Source organism: Myxacorys almedinensis A (assembly GCF_010091945.1).
In the GTDB taxonomy this organism is placed as follows: domain Bacteria; phylum Cyanobacteriota; class Cyanobacteriia; order Leptolyngbyales; family Leptolyngbyaceae; genus Myxacorys; species Myxacorys almedinensis.
Genome location: NZ_WVIE01000002.1, coordinates 42,989 through 57,985, shown reverse-complemented (window position 1 = coordinate 57,985; position 14,997 = coordinate 42,989). Strand labels below are relative to the sequence as shown.

Below are 14,997 nucleotides of genomic sequence, written 5' to 3'. Positions count from 1 at the left end.
CGCCAACGCTTGCTCGTACAACGGTTCTGCCTCGCTGTAGCGTCCTTGTGAATCATAGAGACTTGCTAAGTTGTTCAAGCTCATTGCCACAGTCGGGTGGTCGCCTTCATACAGCCGTTGCGTCACTCTCAAACATTCCGCATACCAATATTCCGCTTCAGTAAAGAGCGCCTGTCCTGCACAAAATCGTGCTAGTCCGATAAACGTCCATGTCAGATCACTTCCTTCCAATCCTTCTGTGTAGCACTCTGCTACTTCTTGAACATGCGATCGTACCCCCGAAAACCGCTCAATTCGCTCCGTTGGTGGGTTATCTGGCATTTGACTTGCGATCGCTATCATCACCGACACAAACGCCGATCGTAACGGTGCTTCATCTGCGGTTTTAACCGCCTCCGCTTCCTGTTCTTGCAAAAACTGCCGAATCAACGGATGCAATCGACACACCCAAGGAGCATCCTTTTCAATCTGCACCAGCGACGCATTCTCCAACCGTGCCTTCAGTTCTCCTAGCGAATACGCCTCTCCTTCCACACGCTGCATCATCGCTTCCGCCAGATCCCACTCAATCCAATCGAGCGCGAAGTAACTCAGCAATCGGGCAACCTGTTGTTCACCTGCATCCAACATTTCCCACGTCAGCATAAACGCCGCTTTCACGCCCAACTCGGCGGTTATTTCATACTGCGGCGATCGCTCCAGTGCCGAATCTTGCATTCCTTTTTGCTGCAATCGTTCCACCATTTGCGAGAGCGTCAGGTGTCGGTCTTTCGCTAAATAGGTTCCAACGAGTTCAATTCCTAACGGCAAATAGCCCAGTCCCTTACACAGTTGGTCTGCGGTGTCTGGATCGTTGGCGACTCGTCCCTGTTGCTCTAACGTTGCCAGCAGCGATCGCGCCTCTTCCGGTTGCAACACCTCCAGCGCGATCGTCGGAAAGTTTGGCAGTAAATTTTGTTGGCGCGTTGTCACCAGCACCCGAAACCGAGCCTCTTTTGGGCAATACGATCGACACTTCGCCCACTCGACCACATCATCCAACACCACCAGCGTGATGCCATCCGACAACCAATGCCGCCAACACCACCCCACCAACTCATCCAGATTCGAGTATCGCTCTTTCGCTGCCTCCAATCCCGCTAATTTCAGATCGAATTCTGCCTTGAGAATAATTTGAGTCGCTAAATCCCCCGATCGCGCATTCAGCCAATAGATGCCGCCGGGATAATCTGCCTTATGTCGAGTCGCATACTGCACCGCTAACTGCGTTTTACCCACGCCCCCCATTCCAGCAACGGCAGAAATCACCGCACCTTCCGACGACGTGAGAAATTGATGCAGTTGAACAAGTTCGTCTGTGCGTCCTACAAAATTGGGAGACGCGATCGCAGGAATTTCATATAACGGCGGTACTTTGTCGGAGCCGGATGCCGACGGCTTCAGTCAAAAATTGATTTCTTGCTTCCCAATTGTGACGGGCGCATTGTACACATTCGCCGCTTTGTGCACGAATGAGTTAACGATCTGCTGCCCTTGCGGTTGAGCCTGCATCGCTTGCATCACAGCTTGAATGGCTGCTGCAATATCTGAGTCGGTTTTTGCTAACGTCTCGACTTCTACGATCGCATCCCGATACTCTGGCGTTTCTTCACCCGCCTCAAGTGCTTTTGCTGCGCCGGGTCGCTTCTCCCACAGCAGTTTTGCCAATCTTCCACCCGCGTCTAGCGTTCCTTTCCCCAACGTTTTACCAACTTCTTTAAACGTTTCACTAAAAACCAAGGTTGCGATCGCAGCAGCAGTAAATGATATTGGTTCCACCATCACGACTCCGTGTAAGGGCTACATCTTTTCTACCTCAAGAATCAATGTTGTTCCGCAAATACTCAAAATTTCTACAGAGAGCCGCAATGCTGATGGAAAAAGTGCGATCGTTTGATGTTGGGTAGCGATCGTTGCAAATCAAAACAGGACAATTCCTAGCGGAAGTGCGATCGCTCGATGTTGGTTCGCGATCGCTTCGACTTAAAACAGGACGATTCCGATCTGAAACAGGACAACTCCTAGTTCAAACAGGATGATTCCTACTCAAAACAAGAGCGAACACTCTGTAAAGCGAAGCTCTCGCGATCGATCACCCATTGAAAGCATTACAAATCCGAGCCGTCCAACAATTTCCGCCTCAATAGGGTGTAAATTTGCCATCAGACTCGTTCTACTAAAGAAGTTACCCCTTCACTTCACCACTGCCCATGTCAAAAGAATTTCAGGTCGGCTCCAAAGTTTGTCTGATTGCGTCGCCGCCTTATGTGAAAACGGCAGACACAGTACCAACCCTACGTCCGTCAACCATCATTCAAGTCGGAGAAGAAGGAATCGTTCTCGATCGTCGCCCCGGCGGCTATTGGGTCATTCGGTTTAGCAACGGTTCCTTTCTGCTCGATGATCAATACCTGGAAGCCATGGATTGACACCCAACCCAAAAAAAGAGCGCTTCAGACCTGCCGAGCGCTCTTTTTTTAGTGAAATTCTCTACCGTAGGACTTAACCCCTATCGCTTAAAGTCTTTCAGCCATTCGCGCAACTGCTCAGACGCAACATCGCGACCACCCAGACCAAACGAAATGGCAATTGCCACTGCGATCGCACCTAGCAACAGACCAAATGCCAAGTTAACAATATTCGGCGCAATTCCCATCTGCTGAAGCGCCATCGCTGTTACCAAACCAATAATCGCAATCCGCGCTGTTTGCCCCAAAATCTGCGACTGCCGCGATCCAGAACTTGTGATGAGGCTGTATGCCAGATTTGCCAGATACAAACCCACCGCAAACACAACCAAACCCACTAAAATTCGTCCAAAGATCAGCAGCAACCCACTCACGATCGCCGTCAATGCCGGAATATTTAGAATATTCGTCGCGGCAACCGTCGCAAACAGCATAATGCCAACCAACACCACAACCCCTGCAATATCCGAGGGCGATCGCACCGACGACTTTCTCACATCGGTATCTTGAATGATCGTTTCTCCGGTGGGAAATTCGGTATCGTACTGAGTCGGCGGAACTCTCGGCGTGTAGGGAGCCGATTGCAACCCCAGCCAATAAAACACATTGTCAAACCCAACGCTAGACAAAATGCTAGAAACCAAATCGGCGATAAACTTACCGATTACATAAGCGATCGCCAGAATTGCCGCCGCCGTAAAGATAAGGGGCAACGAATTGAGAATCTGATTGAGCATCGCTGTTGCCGGTCCCGAAATCGCCGGAATCTGCAATGCATCCAGCGCTGCCGTTGCCGTCGGAATTAAAATCAGCACATATACGATCGTGCCAATCAGCCACGAAAGCGTCCGTCCCCCAGTCGCCTGACCAATGCCAAACTGAGATCCCAACCGATCCGTTCCAGTTGCCGATAGCAAGTTGGTAACCACGCCTCGCACCACGCGAGCAATCAACCAACCGATCGCCCCAATAATAATTGCCTTAATAATGTTCGGCAACGCTCCCAAAATCTCGTTCAGCAGATTCTGTACCGGCAGAAGCGGACCTTGCAGATCTAAAACGCCCAAAATTAGGGGTAGAAAGAATAGAAAAACGAACCAATACAGCGCATTTCCGAGCGTCTCGCTTAAGAGAAACGAGTTAGTTGCTAACGGGTCGTCGCTCTGTCCGGCGATGCGCTCATCTAGCCCAAACGAGTGCGACATCCGAATAACGACCGTTTTTGCTAACGTTGCCACAAGCCACGCCACGGCAGCCAAAATTGCCGCCGAACCCAAGCGCGGCAGAAACGCAAAAATCTGATTGAGGAAATTATTGAGAGGTTGCGAAACCGTCGTTAGATTCAGAACATTGAGAAAGGCAACCAGTGCCAGGATCATAATGATCCAGAATACGATCGAGGCAATCAAGCCCTCAACATTGAAGTCGGTGGGTCTGCCTGAGTTTCCGGTTGCCCAGCTTGCAATCCGGTTGTCAACGCTTGTTTTTTTGAGCAAGCTCCGCACAATACTTGAAACAACGCTGGCAATTAGCCAACCCAGCAAGAGAATTGCGATCGCGCCAATAAGATTGATGACGACATTACCAACATTTGCGCCGAGTCCGGGGAGGTAAGGGACTGAATTGGGGGGCAGGGGGGCTTCTGCCGGAGCCTGCACCAACACCGGGTAAAATCCTGGCGGTAGATGCAGCCCTGGAGCAGAGCCAAAACTTTGCCAAAGTTCGTTCATGGTGATCTAGTTAGCCTCTATCTATTGAATTAAACAAGTAAACAAGATGTGAATTAAACAAGATGCACAAACGCTACTTTTGGGAAAGTAGCCGTCTAGAATCGACTAACTAGCTTGTACATCAACTTAAGATACAAGTGTCGCTCTAGAGTGCGCGAAATAATCGAGCAAAGTAGGTTGCATCCTTAGAGTACTGCTATCTTTAGTTAGAGAAAAGGCTTCAGAAACACTTTTTTAGTTTTCAATGAGATTTGGCAACAACGCTAAGATGGCTCCTTTCGCCCTAACTATCGACTGAGTTGCTAAAGTTACGATGCCTAGTGACAATGGCATGACTATTTATAGTATTTCCTCATGCTAAAGATATATTTCTTGAGCAGAAGATAGGCTATCTTACAGGACAATATCTCCAGTTAGAAGTTTTATATTTTTGGTTAACCTTTGCTAAATCCCTGACTTTTTATCCTGGAGATGATTGACGAAAATGTCAAATCTAGAAGTTTTTGAACACTCTATCTTAGTCAATGCAACTGCCACGATCGTAGAGCAATGTTTTACAGATTTAACCCTGATGCATCGCTGGTTAAATCCGGCACTTCGGTGCGAACCAGTGGATAGTTGGTCAACAGATATTGGGGCACAAAGCCGATTTGTGATTCAAATTCCTGTGTTGCAACCGGCACTCAAAATTATTGTAATTGAGCGAGAACCGGGCTTAGTTGTGTGGCAATTTGAAGGATTTTTTAAGGGGTGCGATCGCTGGGAATGCCAACCCGAATCTCAGGGCACTCGCTTGCTCAATCGGTTTGAATTTGAGATTCCGAATCCCTTGATCCAATTTGGCTTTCACCAATTTGCCGCAAAATGGACTGAGGCAGATATGCAAGCTCAATTAAAACGGCTAAAACGAGTTGCAGAAAGCGTTCAACAGGGGCAATGAAACCAACGTTAGAAACGCGCTAGAAACGCTAAGAGAAGCTTTCGATCCGTGTCAGCAAATTTTGCACGATCGCTCGATCATCAGCAGCAGGCATAATTGCCAAATACGCTTCTAAATCCTGTCGAGCTTCGATCCAACGGTCAGTCCGAAAGTAGATCACGCCGCGATCGCGCAGTTCAAACGGGGCTTCAGGAAAGAGAATCAAAATCCGCTCGATCGTGGATAAGCAGGCATTAATTTCCCGGCGATTGAGATAAATATGTTTTAGATTTGTCAAAATTCGGGCGAGAAATTGGCGATTTGTGACCGCTTCTAAAAACGTGGGTTGCATCTCTACAGGCTGCCCATACATTTGATTTAGCCGATGCTGACAATCTTGCATAAATAAAACCTCACCCTGATGAAACGGATCAACAAATAGTTCCATTTCCTCTACCTCCGGGCGAATGAGAAAATGTCCCGGCATGCCAATTCCGACCATCGGAAAGTTTAGTCGCTTTGCGATCGCAAGATAGACTAACGACAATGTAATTGGGATTCCGGTTCGTCGATCGATCACCTCATTGAGAAAACTATTGCGGGGATCGTAATAGTCTATTTGATTGCCAGAAAAATTTAGATCGGTATAAAGGTGGTGATTAATTGCTTGCACAAGCCGCAGAGGGTAGAGATTTTCAGGCAATTGCTCCCGAATAGTTGCCGCGATCGCATCGAGGGTATTTAAGTATTGATTAACCTCTAAATTTGGATTAGCTTCCTGAGCAATATAAAGCGCAGCTTTCTCAAGATCGATCTGCTCATCGGGTTGCCGTACTTCGTTAAAAAATCGCTGTCGAGCAGTTGAAAATTCCATAATTTTTAGTCCTCTAAATAGTCACGACCCGACCCATATTTCCACGCTTCAAGTTGGCGATTCCAGAAATATTGCTGGGTCGGAGATAACCGTTTTATCCAGGATTGTAGCGATATGCCAATCGGATATAGCCCAGCATAAAGCGCTAGATTTGCAAAATGCATCATCCAATCGAGCAGATTTGTTAGCCCAACTTGAGGCAGAATTCTTAATATCAATCCTGGATGTAAAACTCCTGTTTTCAACAGCGTTTGTGTTAAAGGTACAAACTGCACAACATCTTGCAAAAATGGTTTAAGAATGTGATCCCCAGATTGCGCCATTTCGTTGAATACGGTTGTTAATAGCTGGTTAATTTGGTTTGGCGGCACAGTTTGATTCCTGCCAACACTCATGGCTCGTTGAAATAACCATGTGACTGAAAGATTAGGCTGATAAGGTTGCAATAGTGACAAGGCTTGATGGTTCAAAACCTCACATTCCAAAGCCTCATGAACTCCTTGGGACAAGCGTTTGAGATGACGTACCATTGCTCCAAAGCCACCAAAACTTAAGGGAGATTGACTACCGCTACTATCTCCAACAGGTAGTATTCGATTCCAGGATAGATTTAACGGACTTTCGCGGTAACACGGAAAAAAACCGAATAATGCTCGTTTCCAATGAAGTTGAGAAAGCGTTATGTTCTGATATTTGGGAAGCAAGCGCAAATATTCTTCAAAAAATTCTTCGATCGAGATGCGATCGCGATCGGCATTCAAATAGGTGAACATATAAGTTGTTCTTCCATCTCGCGCTGGAAATGCTTCCCAAAAATACTGACATTGATTTTGGATCGGCGTAAAAGAAGTGATGAGATCCCCAGAATCGTTTTTAGGAAATCCTGTGGCGCACGTTCCAACAACAAGACAGACGGCATCCGGTTTTTTACCTCGTCTTGCTTGCCGGACGATTGGTGAAAAATGTCCCATTGCATCAAGCAACAGTCGCCCATGAAAATCATTTCCTGCCTTCACAGTGACTCCGTTTGGATGCACTGTCACTTGTTCAAACGCAGTATTTTCGATTAGTATTCCACCCGTTTCAAGAAACCGTAATTTTAATATTTCGAGCAAATAAACCGGATCGATACCAACGTTTAGAACATCTTTGACCCAAATTTCTGACTCTTGAGAAAAACTGATGCGGACGGGGTTAAATTCAGTTGCGATCGCGCTTTCTAACTCCGCTTCTGTCAACAATCCCAATTCCACAAATACCTTCAGTTCTTTGCGAGAAATATTCCACTCTTGATCCCGCCCTCGCAAAACTCCTCGCTCGATCAGCGCCACCCGCCACCCCTTTTGCGCCAGTGCTGCCCCGATCAAAATTCCGAGAGTGCCCCCCGAAATAATCACATCCCACTCCACGATCTCTAAAAGTTGATCGCTTTCTTGCACCACGGTTGGAACTGTTAAGGCTCCTGTTTGCATAGATTTCCACAGCCCATCTGTCCGCCGCAACTGTGCCAACGCATCGCCCGGAATCTGAGCTAGAATCTCTTCGGTCAAGGTCATAACGCCAGTCATAACGGTTTCTAATGGTTACGGTAGCGCACTTACGGTTCCTCAAGACTCAATCTTCTGTCAGATGGCTTGAAAGGCGATCGCGGCGTTTTGACCGCCAAAGCCAAAGCTCAAGCAAAGAACATTCCGAACCTGTGCAGTTTGAGCGTTTCTCACAAATGCCAAATTAAAGTCAGTTTGCTTTAGCCCAACATTCGGCGGTAAAACTTGGTGCCTCAGCGCCATTAGACAAAACGCCGCGCCCAATGCGCCTGACGCTCCCAGCGTGTGTCCTGTCGATCCTTTCGTCGAACTGACGCAGATTTGCGGCGAAAACAATTTTTGAATTAAATGAGCCTCGTTTTGATCATTGAGTTGAGTTGCGGTTCCGTGAGCGTGAATATAGTCGATGTCTTGAGGCGCTAATCCACTCCGAGTTAAGCACTGCTGAACGGCTGCGATCGCGCTTCCACATCCCGGTTCTGGTGCGCTGACATGATACCCATCTGCCGTTAGCCCAAATCCCAACACTTGCCCGTAAACCTGTGCTCCTCGTTGTTTTGCAACGTCCGCCGACTCCAGAACAAAGATCGCACCGCCTTCGCCTAAAACCAAACCCTCGCGATCGCGACCAAACGGATAGGCACCTGTTCTCGCTAATGCACCCATGCGCTCAAATCCAATCAACGTCAAGGGTGTGATCGGGGCTTCCACCGCTCCCGCGATCGCCCGTTCCACTTCCCCCCTGCGAACTAGTTCTGCGGCTCGAACAATTGCCCACAAACCCGTAGCACAGGCTGCCATGGGCGCAAACACCATCGCCTGAGTTTGAATGTGTTGCGCCACTGCGATCGCGGCTGCATTCGGCAACGTGTTAAGCCAACCGCACAAATTCTCCGGATTCGTAGTCAGTTTCTCCCACTGTGCCTGATTGCCCCGGCTCGACCCGATGACCACGCCACACTCAGGGAATGGAGGTTCAAGGTTCGCATCGTGCAGGGCATCGTGCAGGACACGTTCCGTCAAGCTCAAGAAATCGGTTGGATAAGCTTCGATTAACGCTAGAGGATGCGGCTTTAAATGGGAGAAGGGTTGGCAGAGACGAATGCCGGAGCGACCCTCTACCAACCCTGTCCAGGTTTGCTCTAAATGACCTAACGCCGAAATCAGCCCAATTCCAGTGACAACAACATCCATTTACGGGGTCGTTGTTGGACTTGCGCTAGAAGGACTTGTCGCACCCACTTTGAGATTCTCGATTCCTTGCGTTACCTTGGCAGACTCGATGCGATCGCCCTGCTGAATCTTATCGACAACATCCATTCCTTGGGTCACTTTGCCAAACACAGCATAGTTGCCATCTAGAAAATTTAGATCTGCCAGGGCAACATAAAACTGAGATGAGGCAGAATCAGGAAACGACGATCGCGCCATTGCTACCGCTGCACGGGTATGCTTTAGCTTTGGCTTAACTCCGTCCAGAGTTTTTCCATACACAGGTTCATTGGCATTTTCTGGCTCGATCTCCAACGGAATATTGCGAGGCTGAGATGTTGCCGGATCAACATAGCCACCTGTTCCTAGCTGCTCGATCGGAAAATTCGGATTTTTTCCTTGAGGGTCGCCCCCCTGCACCACAAAGGGCTGAGGCTCACGCACAACCCGGTGAAATACAAGCCCATCGTAGACTTTCTTTTCTACCAAATCGACAAAATTACCCGCCGTGATTGGGGCGTCTGCGCCATATACCTCGATTGTGATCGGCGATCCTTTCACACTCATCACCACTGTTGCGTTCCCGTCTAAGCGAGGTAAAGCAGACTGAGGCGCGCTAGCCGTAACCGTCGGCGTGGGGGTAGCCGTGGGCGCAGCAGAGCCTGTGGGCGCGGCAGATATGCCATCTTGGGCGTTGCAGCCTGTAAGCAGCAATGCGGCACCTACAGGCAACGCAAAAACTGTCACTGCAAAAGTGGAGAAAAGCCAATTACGGAATTCTGTCTGCATGTTCATGTACGTTGTCCAACAAATCACCTAAATATATTACGCACGATTGCTCAAACGATCTTGCTTCCCTATAGGCAAGTAAGCGCTGCCAAAGCTACCTGTCAACCCAATTTCACCGGGAACTCAGCAACCTTAGAGCAGCATTAGAGTCCTTCGAGGGGCACACTAAGAAATCGGGCAAGCTCAGCCGCCTGATTTTCCAACTCCGAGAGCGCCATCGGCTGCCCCACACGGGTTAAAGGAATATCTCTCATTCCTTTGATTCTGAGATAGAGCGATCGCCGGGGGTTAATGCCTTCTCTCAGGGTCACTTTAACGGCTTGCACATCGGTAATTTTTGATTTGAGTTCAATTCTTCGGCTCTTTCCAGGAAACCCCCAACGAAAAATCGTAATCTCGCCGGTCTCTTTGTTAAATTCGTTGTAGCCGCCTCCCAAGTCCCACGCGATCGTGAGCCAAAGATAGAGCGCCAGCAAAATGCCTGCTGCTCCATAAAATCCCATGGCAATGCCCTGAGGAATAAATACAAGTTGAGTTGGGTCGGCAAACGGTAGCAGGTTAACGCTTGTGTAGCTCGAAACAGAGGCGAGGGCAAACCCGGTAGCGCCAACTGAGACAATGCTTGCCCACCAATAGTTGCTAAACCGTCTAGAACCTAAAATCTGCTGTCGTAAAACAGGCGTATCAGTAGAGGTGGTCTGTGCCGTCATAAAATTACGATTACCTTAAGAAATTTTAAATGAGACCGCAAAAAGCAACGATTTATCTCGATATAACCTCAATCAGAGACAATTAAAGACCTCCAACCCAACCGTTCATCCTGCAAGCATCTGCATTTAACAGCACAACTAGTATAGTACTTGAAACGTTTCGCAAGCGCTTGTAAACATGAGCAGAATTACTTATCACGCCTGGTTTTTTCTCAGAAATTAAAGACGGAATACAAATCCTGCAATGCCTTGTTTGATAAAGGGTTGGCGTTAAATTTCATAAAAAGTTTGCTGAGACCACACGTTTCGCTTTGTAAAAAATCTGATTTCTCCTATTATATATAGACATATAAACTCGTTCACTCTAGATATTCTGCACTTTTAAGTATCGCTAGAGGATTAACCCCATGACCATAGCAGTAGGGCGGGCACCGGCTCGCCAAGAATGGTTCGACACCCTAGACGACTGGCTGAAGCGTGACCGATTTGTGTTTGTCGGCTGGTCTGGCATCTTACTGTTCCCCTGCGCCTTTCTAGCGCTGGGAGGGTGGATGACCGGCACCACCTTTGTGTCCTCGTGGTACACCCACGGACTGGCATCCTCGTACCTCGAAGGCGCCAACTTCCTCACCGTCGCCGTCTCCACCCCCGCCGACAGCCTTGGGCACTCCTTGCTGTTGCTGTGGGGCCCAGAAGCCCAAGGCGACTTCACCCGCTGGTGTCAGTTGGGTGGGTTGTGGACGTTTGTTGCCCTGCACGGAGCGTTTGGGCTGATCGGCTTTTGCCTGCGGCAACTGGAGATTGCGCGCTTAGTTGGCATCCGACCCTACAACGCCATCGCCTTTACCGGACCGATCGCCGTGTTCACCAGCGTCTTCTTGATGTACCCGTTGGGACAGTCGTCGTGGTTCTTTGCACCGAGCTTTGGCGTCGCCGCCATCTTCCGGTTCATCCTGTTTGTGCAAGGCTTCCACAACTTCACCCTCAACCCGTTCCACATGATGGGCGTGGCTGGCATCCTCGGCGGTGCCTTGCTGTGTGCGATTCACGGGGCAACCGTGGAGAACACCCTGTTTGAAGATGGCGATGGGTCGAACACCTTCCGCGCCTTCAACCCGACCCAAGCCGAAGAAACTTATTCGATGGTGACGGCCAACCGATTCTGGTCGCAGATCTTCGGGATTGCCTTCAGCAACAAGCGGTGGCTGCATTTCTTCATGCTGTTTGTGCCGGTGACGGGCTTATGGATGGCGTCGGTGGGCATCATCGGGATCGCGCTCAACCTGCGGGCGTATGATTTTGTCTCTCAGGAACTGCGAGCGGCAGAAGACCCTGAGTTTGAAACCTTCTACACCAAGAACATTCTGTTGAATGAAGGTATCCGGGCCTGGATGGCCTCCCAAGACCAACCCCATGAGCATTTTGTATTCCCTGAGGAGGTTCTCCCCCGTGGTAACGCTCTCTAATGGTTCATTTGCAGGCAACCGCGATCAAGCATCCTCTGGATATGCTTGGTGGTCTGGTAATGCCCGTTTGATTAATCTGTCTGGTAAGCTGCTGGGCGCTCACGTTGCCCATTCAGGTCTGATTGTGTTCTGGGCTGGAGCAATGACTCTATTTGAGGTTGCTCATTTCATTCCTGAAAAGCCCATGTATGAGCAGGGACTGATCCTTTTGCCTCACCTCGCAACCCTTGGATGGGGCGTAGGTCCGGGCGGCGAAGTGATCGATACCTTCCCATACTTTGTAGTTGGTGTTTTACACCTCATTTCTTCTGCGGTGCTGGGACTTGGCGGCATCTATCATGCTGTCCGGGGTCCTGAAACGCTTGAAGAATATTCGTCCTTCTTCGGCTATGACTGGAAGGACAAAAACCAGATGACTAACATCATCGGTTATCACCTCATTTTGCTAGGTTGTGGCGCGCTGTTGCTGGTTGCGAAGGCGCTGTTCTTCGGCGGTGTGTATGATACTTGGGCACCCGGTGGTGGTGATGTCCGGGTGATTACGAATCCGACGTTGAATCCTGCGATTATCTTTGGCTATTTGCTGAAAGCACCCTTCGGTGGCGAAGGCTGGATCGTCAGCGTAGACAACATGGAAGACATTATCGGGGGTCATATTTGGGTCGGTTTTATCTGCATTGCAGGTGGGATCTGGCACATCTTGACCAAGCCATTTGGCTGGGCACGTCGCGCGTTAATCTGGTCGGGTGAGGCTTATCTCTCCTACAGTTTGGGTGCGCTGTCTCTGATGGGCTTTATCGCGTGCCTTATGGTGTGGTACAACAACACGGCTTATCCCAGTGAGTTTTATGGTCCGACGGGTCCGGAAGCCTCTCAGGCTCAAGCGTTGACCTTCTTGGTGCGCGACCAAAAGCTGGGCGCTAATGTGGGTTCTGCTCAAGGTCCGACTGGTTTGGGTAAATACTTGATGCGATCGCCGACTGGGGAAATCATCTTCGGTGGTGAAACGATGCGCTTCTGGGATTTCCGAGGTCCTTGGCTGGAGCCCTTGCGTGGTCCTAATGGTCTGGATCTCAACAAGATTCGGAATGACATTCAACCCTGGCAGGCGCGCCGTGCAGCGGAGTACATGACTCATGCTCCGTTGGGTTCGCTCAACTCGGTGGGCGGCGTGGCTACGGAGATTAACTCGTTTAACTATGTGTCTCCTCGCGCTTGGCTGGCTTGCTCTCACTTTGTGCTTGGTTTCTTCTTCTTGATTGGTCACCTGTGGCATGCGGGTCGTGCCCGTGCCGCTGTGGCTGGTTTTGAGCGAGGAATTAATCGCGAGAGTGAACCTGTGCTATCGATGCCTAACCTTGACTAGTGTTTAGCACGTTAGTTTAAAGAAAGGCTCCTACATGTAGATACATATGTAGGAGCCTTTTTTGTTGGGTTCAACTGGGTGGAGGTTAGTGCCGCTCTAAAAGAAGGGGTGCAGCGCTGATCTAAGGGATTGAAGAGTCTGCTGCTAGAACGGTTGGGCGGTTGTCAGAGAATAGGTGATGGAGATTGACCACATTGCCAATCACCGCGATCGCAGGGGCAGTAAACCCTCGTGCTTCTATCTGCTGAGCGATCGTTGCAAAGGTGCCGACGAGTTCTTCCTGTTCTGGACGAGTGCCCCACCGCACCAGCGCGATCGGCGTTTCTGCGCCCAAGCCTGCGGCTTCTAGCTCAGCCAGAATGTGAGGCAAATTGTGAATCCCCATGTAAATCACGATCGTTTCAGACCCGTGAGCGATCGCTCGCCAATTCACCGCCGGACGATACTTTCCTGCCTCTTCGTGACCCGTGACAAAGGTGACTGAAGAACTGTATGCCCGGTGGGTCAGGGGGATACCTGCATAAGCACTCGCGGCAATTCCAGAGGTGATGCCCGGAACCACTTCTACCGGAACGTTGGCAGCGATGAGATCCTGCATTTCTTCGCCGCCCCGACCAAAGATAAACGGATCACCGCCTTTCAGCCGCACCACGATCGCAGATGTCTTTGCCTTATCGATCAAAACTTGGTTAATTTCCACCTGTGCCATAGAGTGGCGTCCGCGTCGTTTGCCAGCATCAATCCGTTCGGCGGCAGGGTTGATCATCGCCAAAATGGGCGGGCTGACCAGCGCATCATACACAACGACATCGGCGCACTCTAGCAGCGCTTTTCCTTTGAGGGTAAATAAACCCGGATCGCCCGGTCCAGCCCCTACAAGGTAAACTTTTCCGACACAAGAGGTTGAGATGATGGGTCTAGAATCAGTAGTGTTCATGAAAACGGGCGGGTATGAATATGCAACGTTTGCTCAGCCTAAACAATCACTCTACGGAAAAATGCAGTCTCAACTACCGATTGTCGAAATGAACAATAAAGCAGGATTCGTTGAGTGAATTTGGTGGAAAAGACGCTAACCAAAGCATCTCTAAACCCTCATCTCTAAACCCTCATCTCTAAACCCTTATGTGAGAACGCGCTCTATCATGAGATTCATGACTAAGTTTGCCAATTCGTTGCTCTCATCTAGCGGAGCGGCAAGGTGCAGATCAACGGTTGGAAACTGCTGAGATAGCCGATCGACCGACTGTGCGATCGCATCGGTAATGCCGCCCGAAAATAGAAAATACGGCACAATTTCGATTGCCCGAACTCCGCGACTCACCCCCTCTTGAACCCGGGTCTCAAGACTCGGAGAAACCGACCAGTAGGCAGGCAACATATCCAACTGTTGGGCAAGCTTTTCAACTGGGACGTTTCCGTCTGGGCGACGACTGCCGTGGGAAAGCAAAATTCTAGCATCGGCGAGCTTGGGCGATCGCTGCGCCAGCAATGCTTTGAGGGCAGCATGGCTCCCTAGATGAGCCGTCAACGTCAGATCAGCGGTCGTCAAATGTCTAGCTTCCTCGACTTCTCTGGGAACATCCTCCATCACATGCACCCCAGGAAGCAAGAACAGCGGCACGATCTGAACCTGAAAAATGCCCCGATCGGTTGCCTGTTGGCTAAAGCGTCGGATCTGCTCGTGGAGCGGTAACGGCGCACATTCTAAAACGGCTGTGCCAATTAGGGCATGAGAACGTTGATGAATGCGCTGGGCAAGCTGCGCGATCGCAAGCTGAGGACGAACGTCGGGACTGCCGTGGGTGACTAACAAATAGGCGGTTAGGGCAGAACACCCGTCTGAAGGAACCGACATAAAATTAAGTTCACTAATA

General features: G+C 49.7%; 14 protein-coding genes. 4 read left to right on the top strand and 10 right to left on the bottom strand.

Translation table 11 applies throughout. The features are described 5' to 3' along the window. Together GS601_RS22795 and GS601_RS01815 are read right to left on the bottom strand one after the other, a co-directional pair. The coding region (locus tag GS601_RS22795; protein ID WP_338016947.1) for a tetratricopeptide repeat protein at positions 1 to 1,386 on the bottom strand (1,386 nt) is incomplete at its 3' end. A 57-nt stretch (positions 1,387 to 1,443) separates the two neighbouring features. Then, positions 1,444 to 1,821 (bottom strand): hypothetical protein, encoded by a 378-nt coding sequence (locus GS601_RS01815; RefSeq protein WP_162421555.1) that lies wholly within the window; start codon positions 1,819 to 1,821, stop codon positions 1,444 to 1,446. A 428-nt stretch (positions 1,822 to 2,249) separates the two neighbouring features. Here GS601_RS01815 and sipA point away from each other — a divergent pair, with 428 nt between their 5' ends. Continuing rightward, a complete protein-coding gene (sipA, locus tag GS601_RS01810; RefSeq protein ID WP_162421554.1) occupies positions 2,250 to 2,468 on the top strand; it encodes a regulatory protein SipA in 219 nt (72 codons plus the stop codon). Between the two features lie 80 nt (positions 2,469 to 2,548). On the opposite strand, the gene GS601_RS01805 is transcribed toward sipA, so the two are convergent. After that, positions 2,549 to 4,237 (bottom strand): mechanosensitive ion channel, encoded by a 1,689-nt coding sequence (locus GS601_RS01805; protein ID WP_162421553.1) that lies wholly within the window; start codon positions 4,235 to 4,237, stop codon positions 2,549 to 2,551. 484 nt (positions 4,238 to 4,721) lie between these two features. Here GS601_RS01805 and GS601_RS01800 point away from each other — a divergent pair, with 484 nt between their 5' ends. Continuing rightward, positions 4,722 to 5,177 carry an SRPBCC family protein gene (locus GS601_RS01800; protein ID WP_162421552.1) on the top strand — a complete coding sequence of 152 codons (456 nt, stop codon included), beginning with the start codon at positions 4,722 to 4,724 and terminating at the stop codon, positions 5,175 to 5,177. Positions 5,178 to 5,205: 28 nt separating this feature from the next. Here the strand turns inward: GS601_RS01800 and GS601_RS01795 are convergent, their stop codons facing one another. From GS601_RS01795 to GS601_RS01775, 5 genes are all read right to left on the bottom strand, one after another. Next, positions 5,206 to 6,030 carry a SirB1 family protein gene (locus GS601_RS01795; protein ID WP_162421551.1) on the bottom strand — a complete coding sequence of 275 codons (825 nt, stop codon included), beginning with the start codon at positions 6,028 to 6,030 and terminating at the stop codon, positions 5,206 to 5,208. A gap of 5 nt (positions 6,031 to 6,035) precedes the next feature. Next, complete coding sequence (locus GS601_RS01790; protein ID WP_238392898.1) at positions 6,036 to 7,598, bottom strand: FAD-dependent oxidoreductase; 1,563 nt, start codon at positions 7,596 to 7,598, stop codon at positions 6,036 to 6,038. A 57-nt stretch (positions 7,599 to 7,655) separates the two neighbouring features. After that, positions 7,656 to 8,771 (bottom strand): beta-ketoacyl-ACP synthase, encoded by a 1,116-nt coding sequence (locus tag GS601_RS01785; RefSeq protein ID WP_162421550.1) that lies wholly within the window; start codon positions 8,769 to 8,771, stop codon positions 7,656 to 7,658. After that, complete coding sequence (locus tag GS601_RS01780) at positions 8,772 to 9,536, bottom strand: peptidylprolyl isomerase (RefSeq protein WP_338016934.1); 765 nt, start codon at positions 9,534 to 9,536, stop codon at positions 8,772 to 8,774. Positions 9,537 to 9,721: 185 nt separating this feature from the next. Continuing rightward, a complete protein-coding gene (locus GS601_RS01775) occupies positions 9,722 to 10,288 on the bottom strand; it encodes a photosystem I assembly protein Ycf4 (protein ID WP_162421549.1) in 567 nt (188 codons plus the stop codon). A gap of 407 nt (positions 10,289 to 10,695) precedes the next feature. Between GS601_RS01775 and psbD the strand changes: the two genes are divergently transcribed. Then, positions 10,696 to 11,754, top strand: a complete 1,059-nt coding sequence (psbD, locus tag GS601_RS01770; protein WP_162421548.1) for a photosystem II D2 protein (photosystem q(a) protein) — start codon at positions 10,696 to 10,698, stop codon at positions 11,752 to 11,754. Continuing rightward, on the top strand, positions 11,738 to 13,120 hold the full coding sequence (psbC, locus tag GS601_RS01765; RefSeq protein WP_162421547.1) for a photosystem II reaction center protein CP43: 1,383 nt from the start codon (positions 11,738 to 11,740) through the stop codon (positions 13,118 to 13,120). Before psbD ends, psbC begins: the two co-directional genes overlap by 17 nt. Before the next feature lie 121 nt (positions 13,121 to 13,241). On the opposite strand, the gene cobA is transcribed toward psbC, so the two are convergent. Continuing rightward, positions 13,242 to 14,057 carry a uroporphyrinogen-III C-methyltransferase gene (gene cobA / locus GS601_RS01760; protein ID WP_162421546.1) on the bottom strand — a complete coding sequence of 272 codons (816 nt, stop codon included), beginning with the start codon at positions 14,055 to 14,057 and terminating at the stop codon, positions 13,242 to 13,244. Between the two features lie 186 nt (positions 14,058 to 14,243). Beyond that, positions 14,244 to 14,978 carry a sirohydrochlorin chelatase gene (locus GS601_RS01755; RefSeq protein ID WP_162421545.1) on the bottom strand — a complete coding sequence of 245 codons (735 nt, stop codon included), beginning with the start codon at positions 14,976 to 14,978 and terminating at the stop codon, positions 14,244 to 14,246. Positions 14,979 to 14,997: the final 19 nt, after the last annotated feature.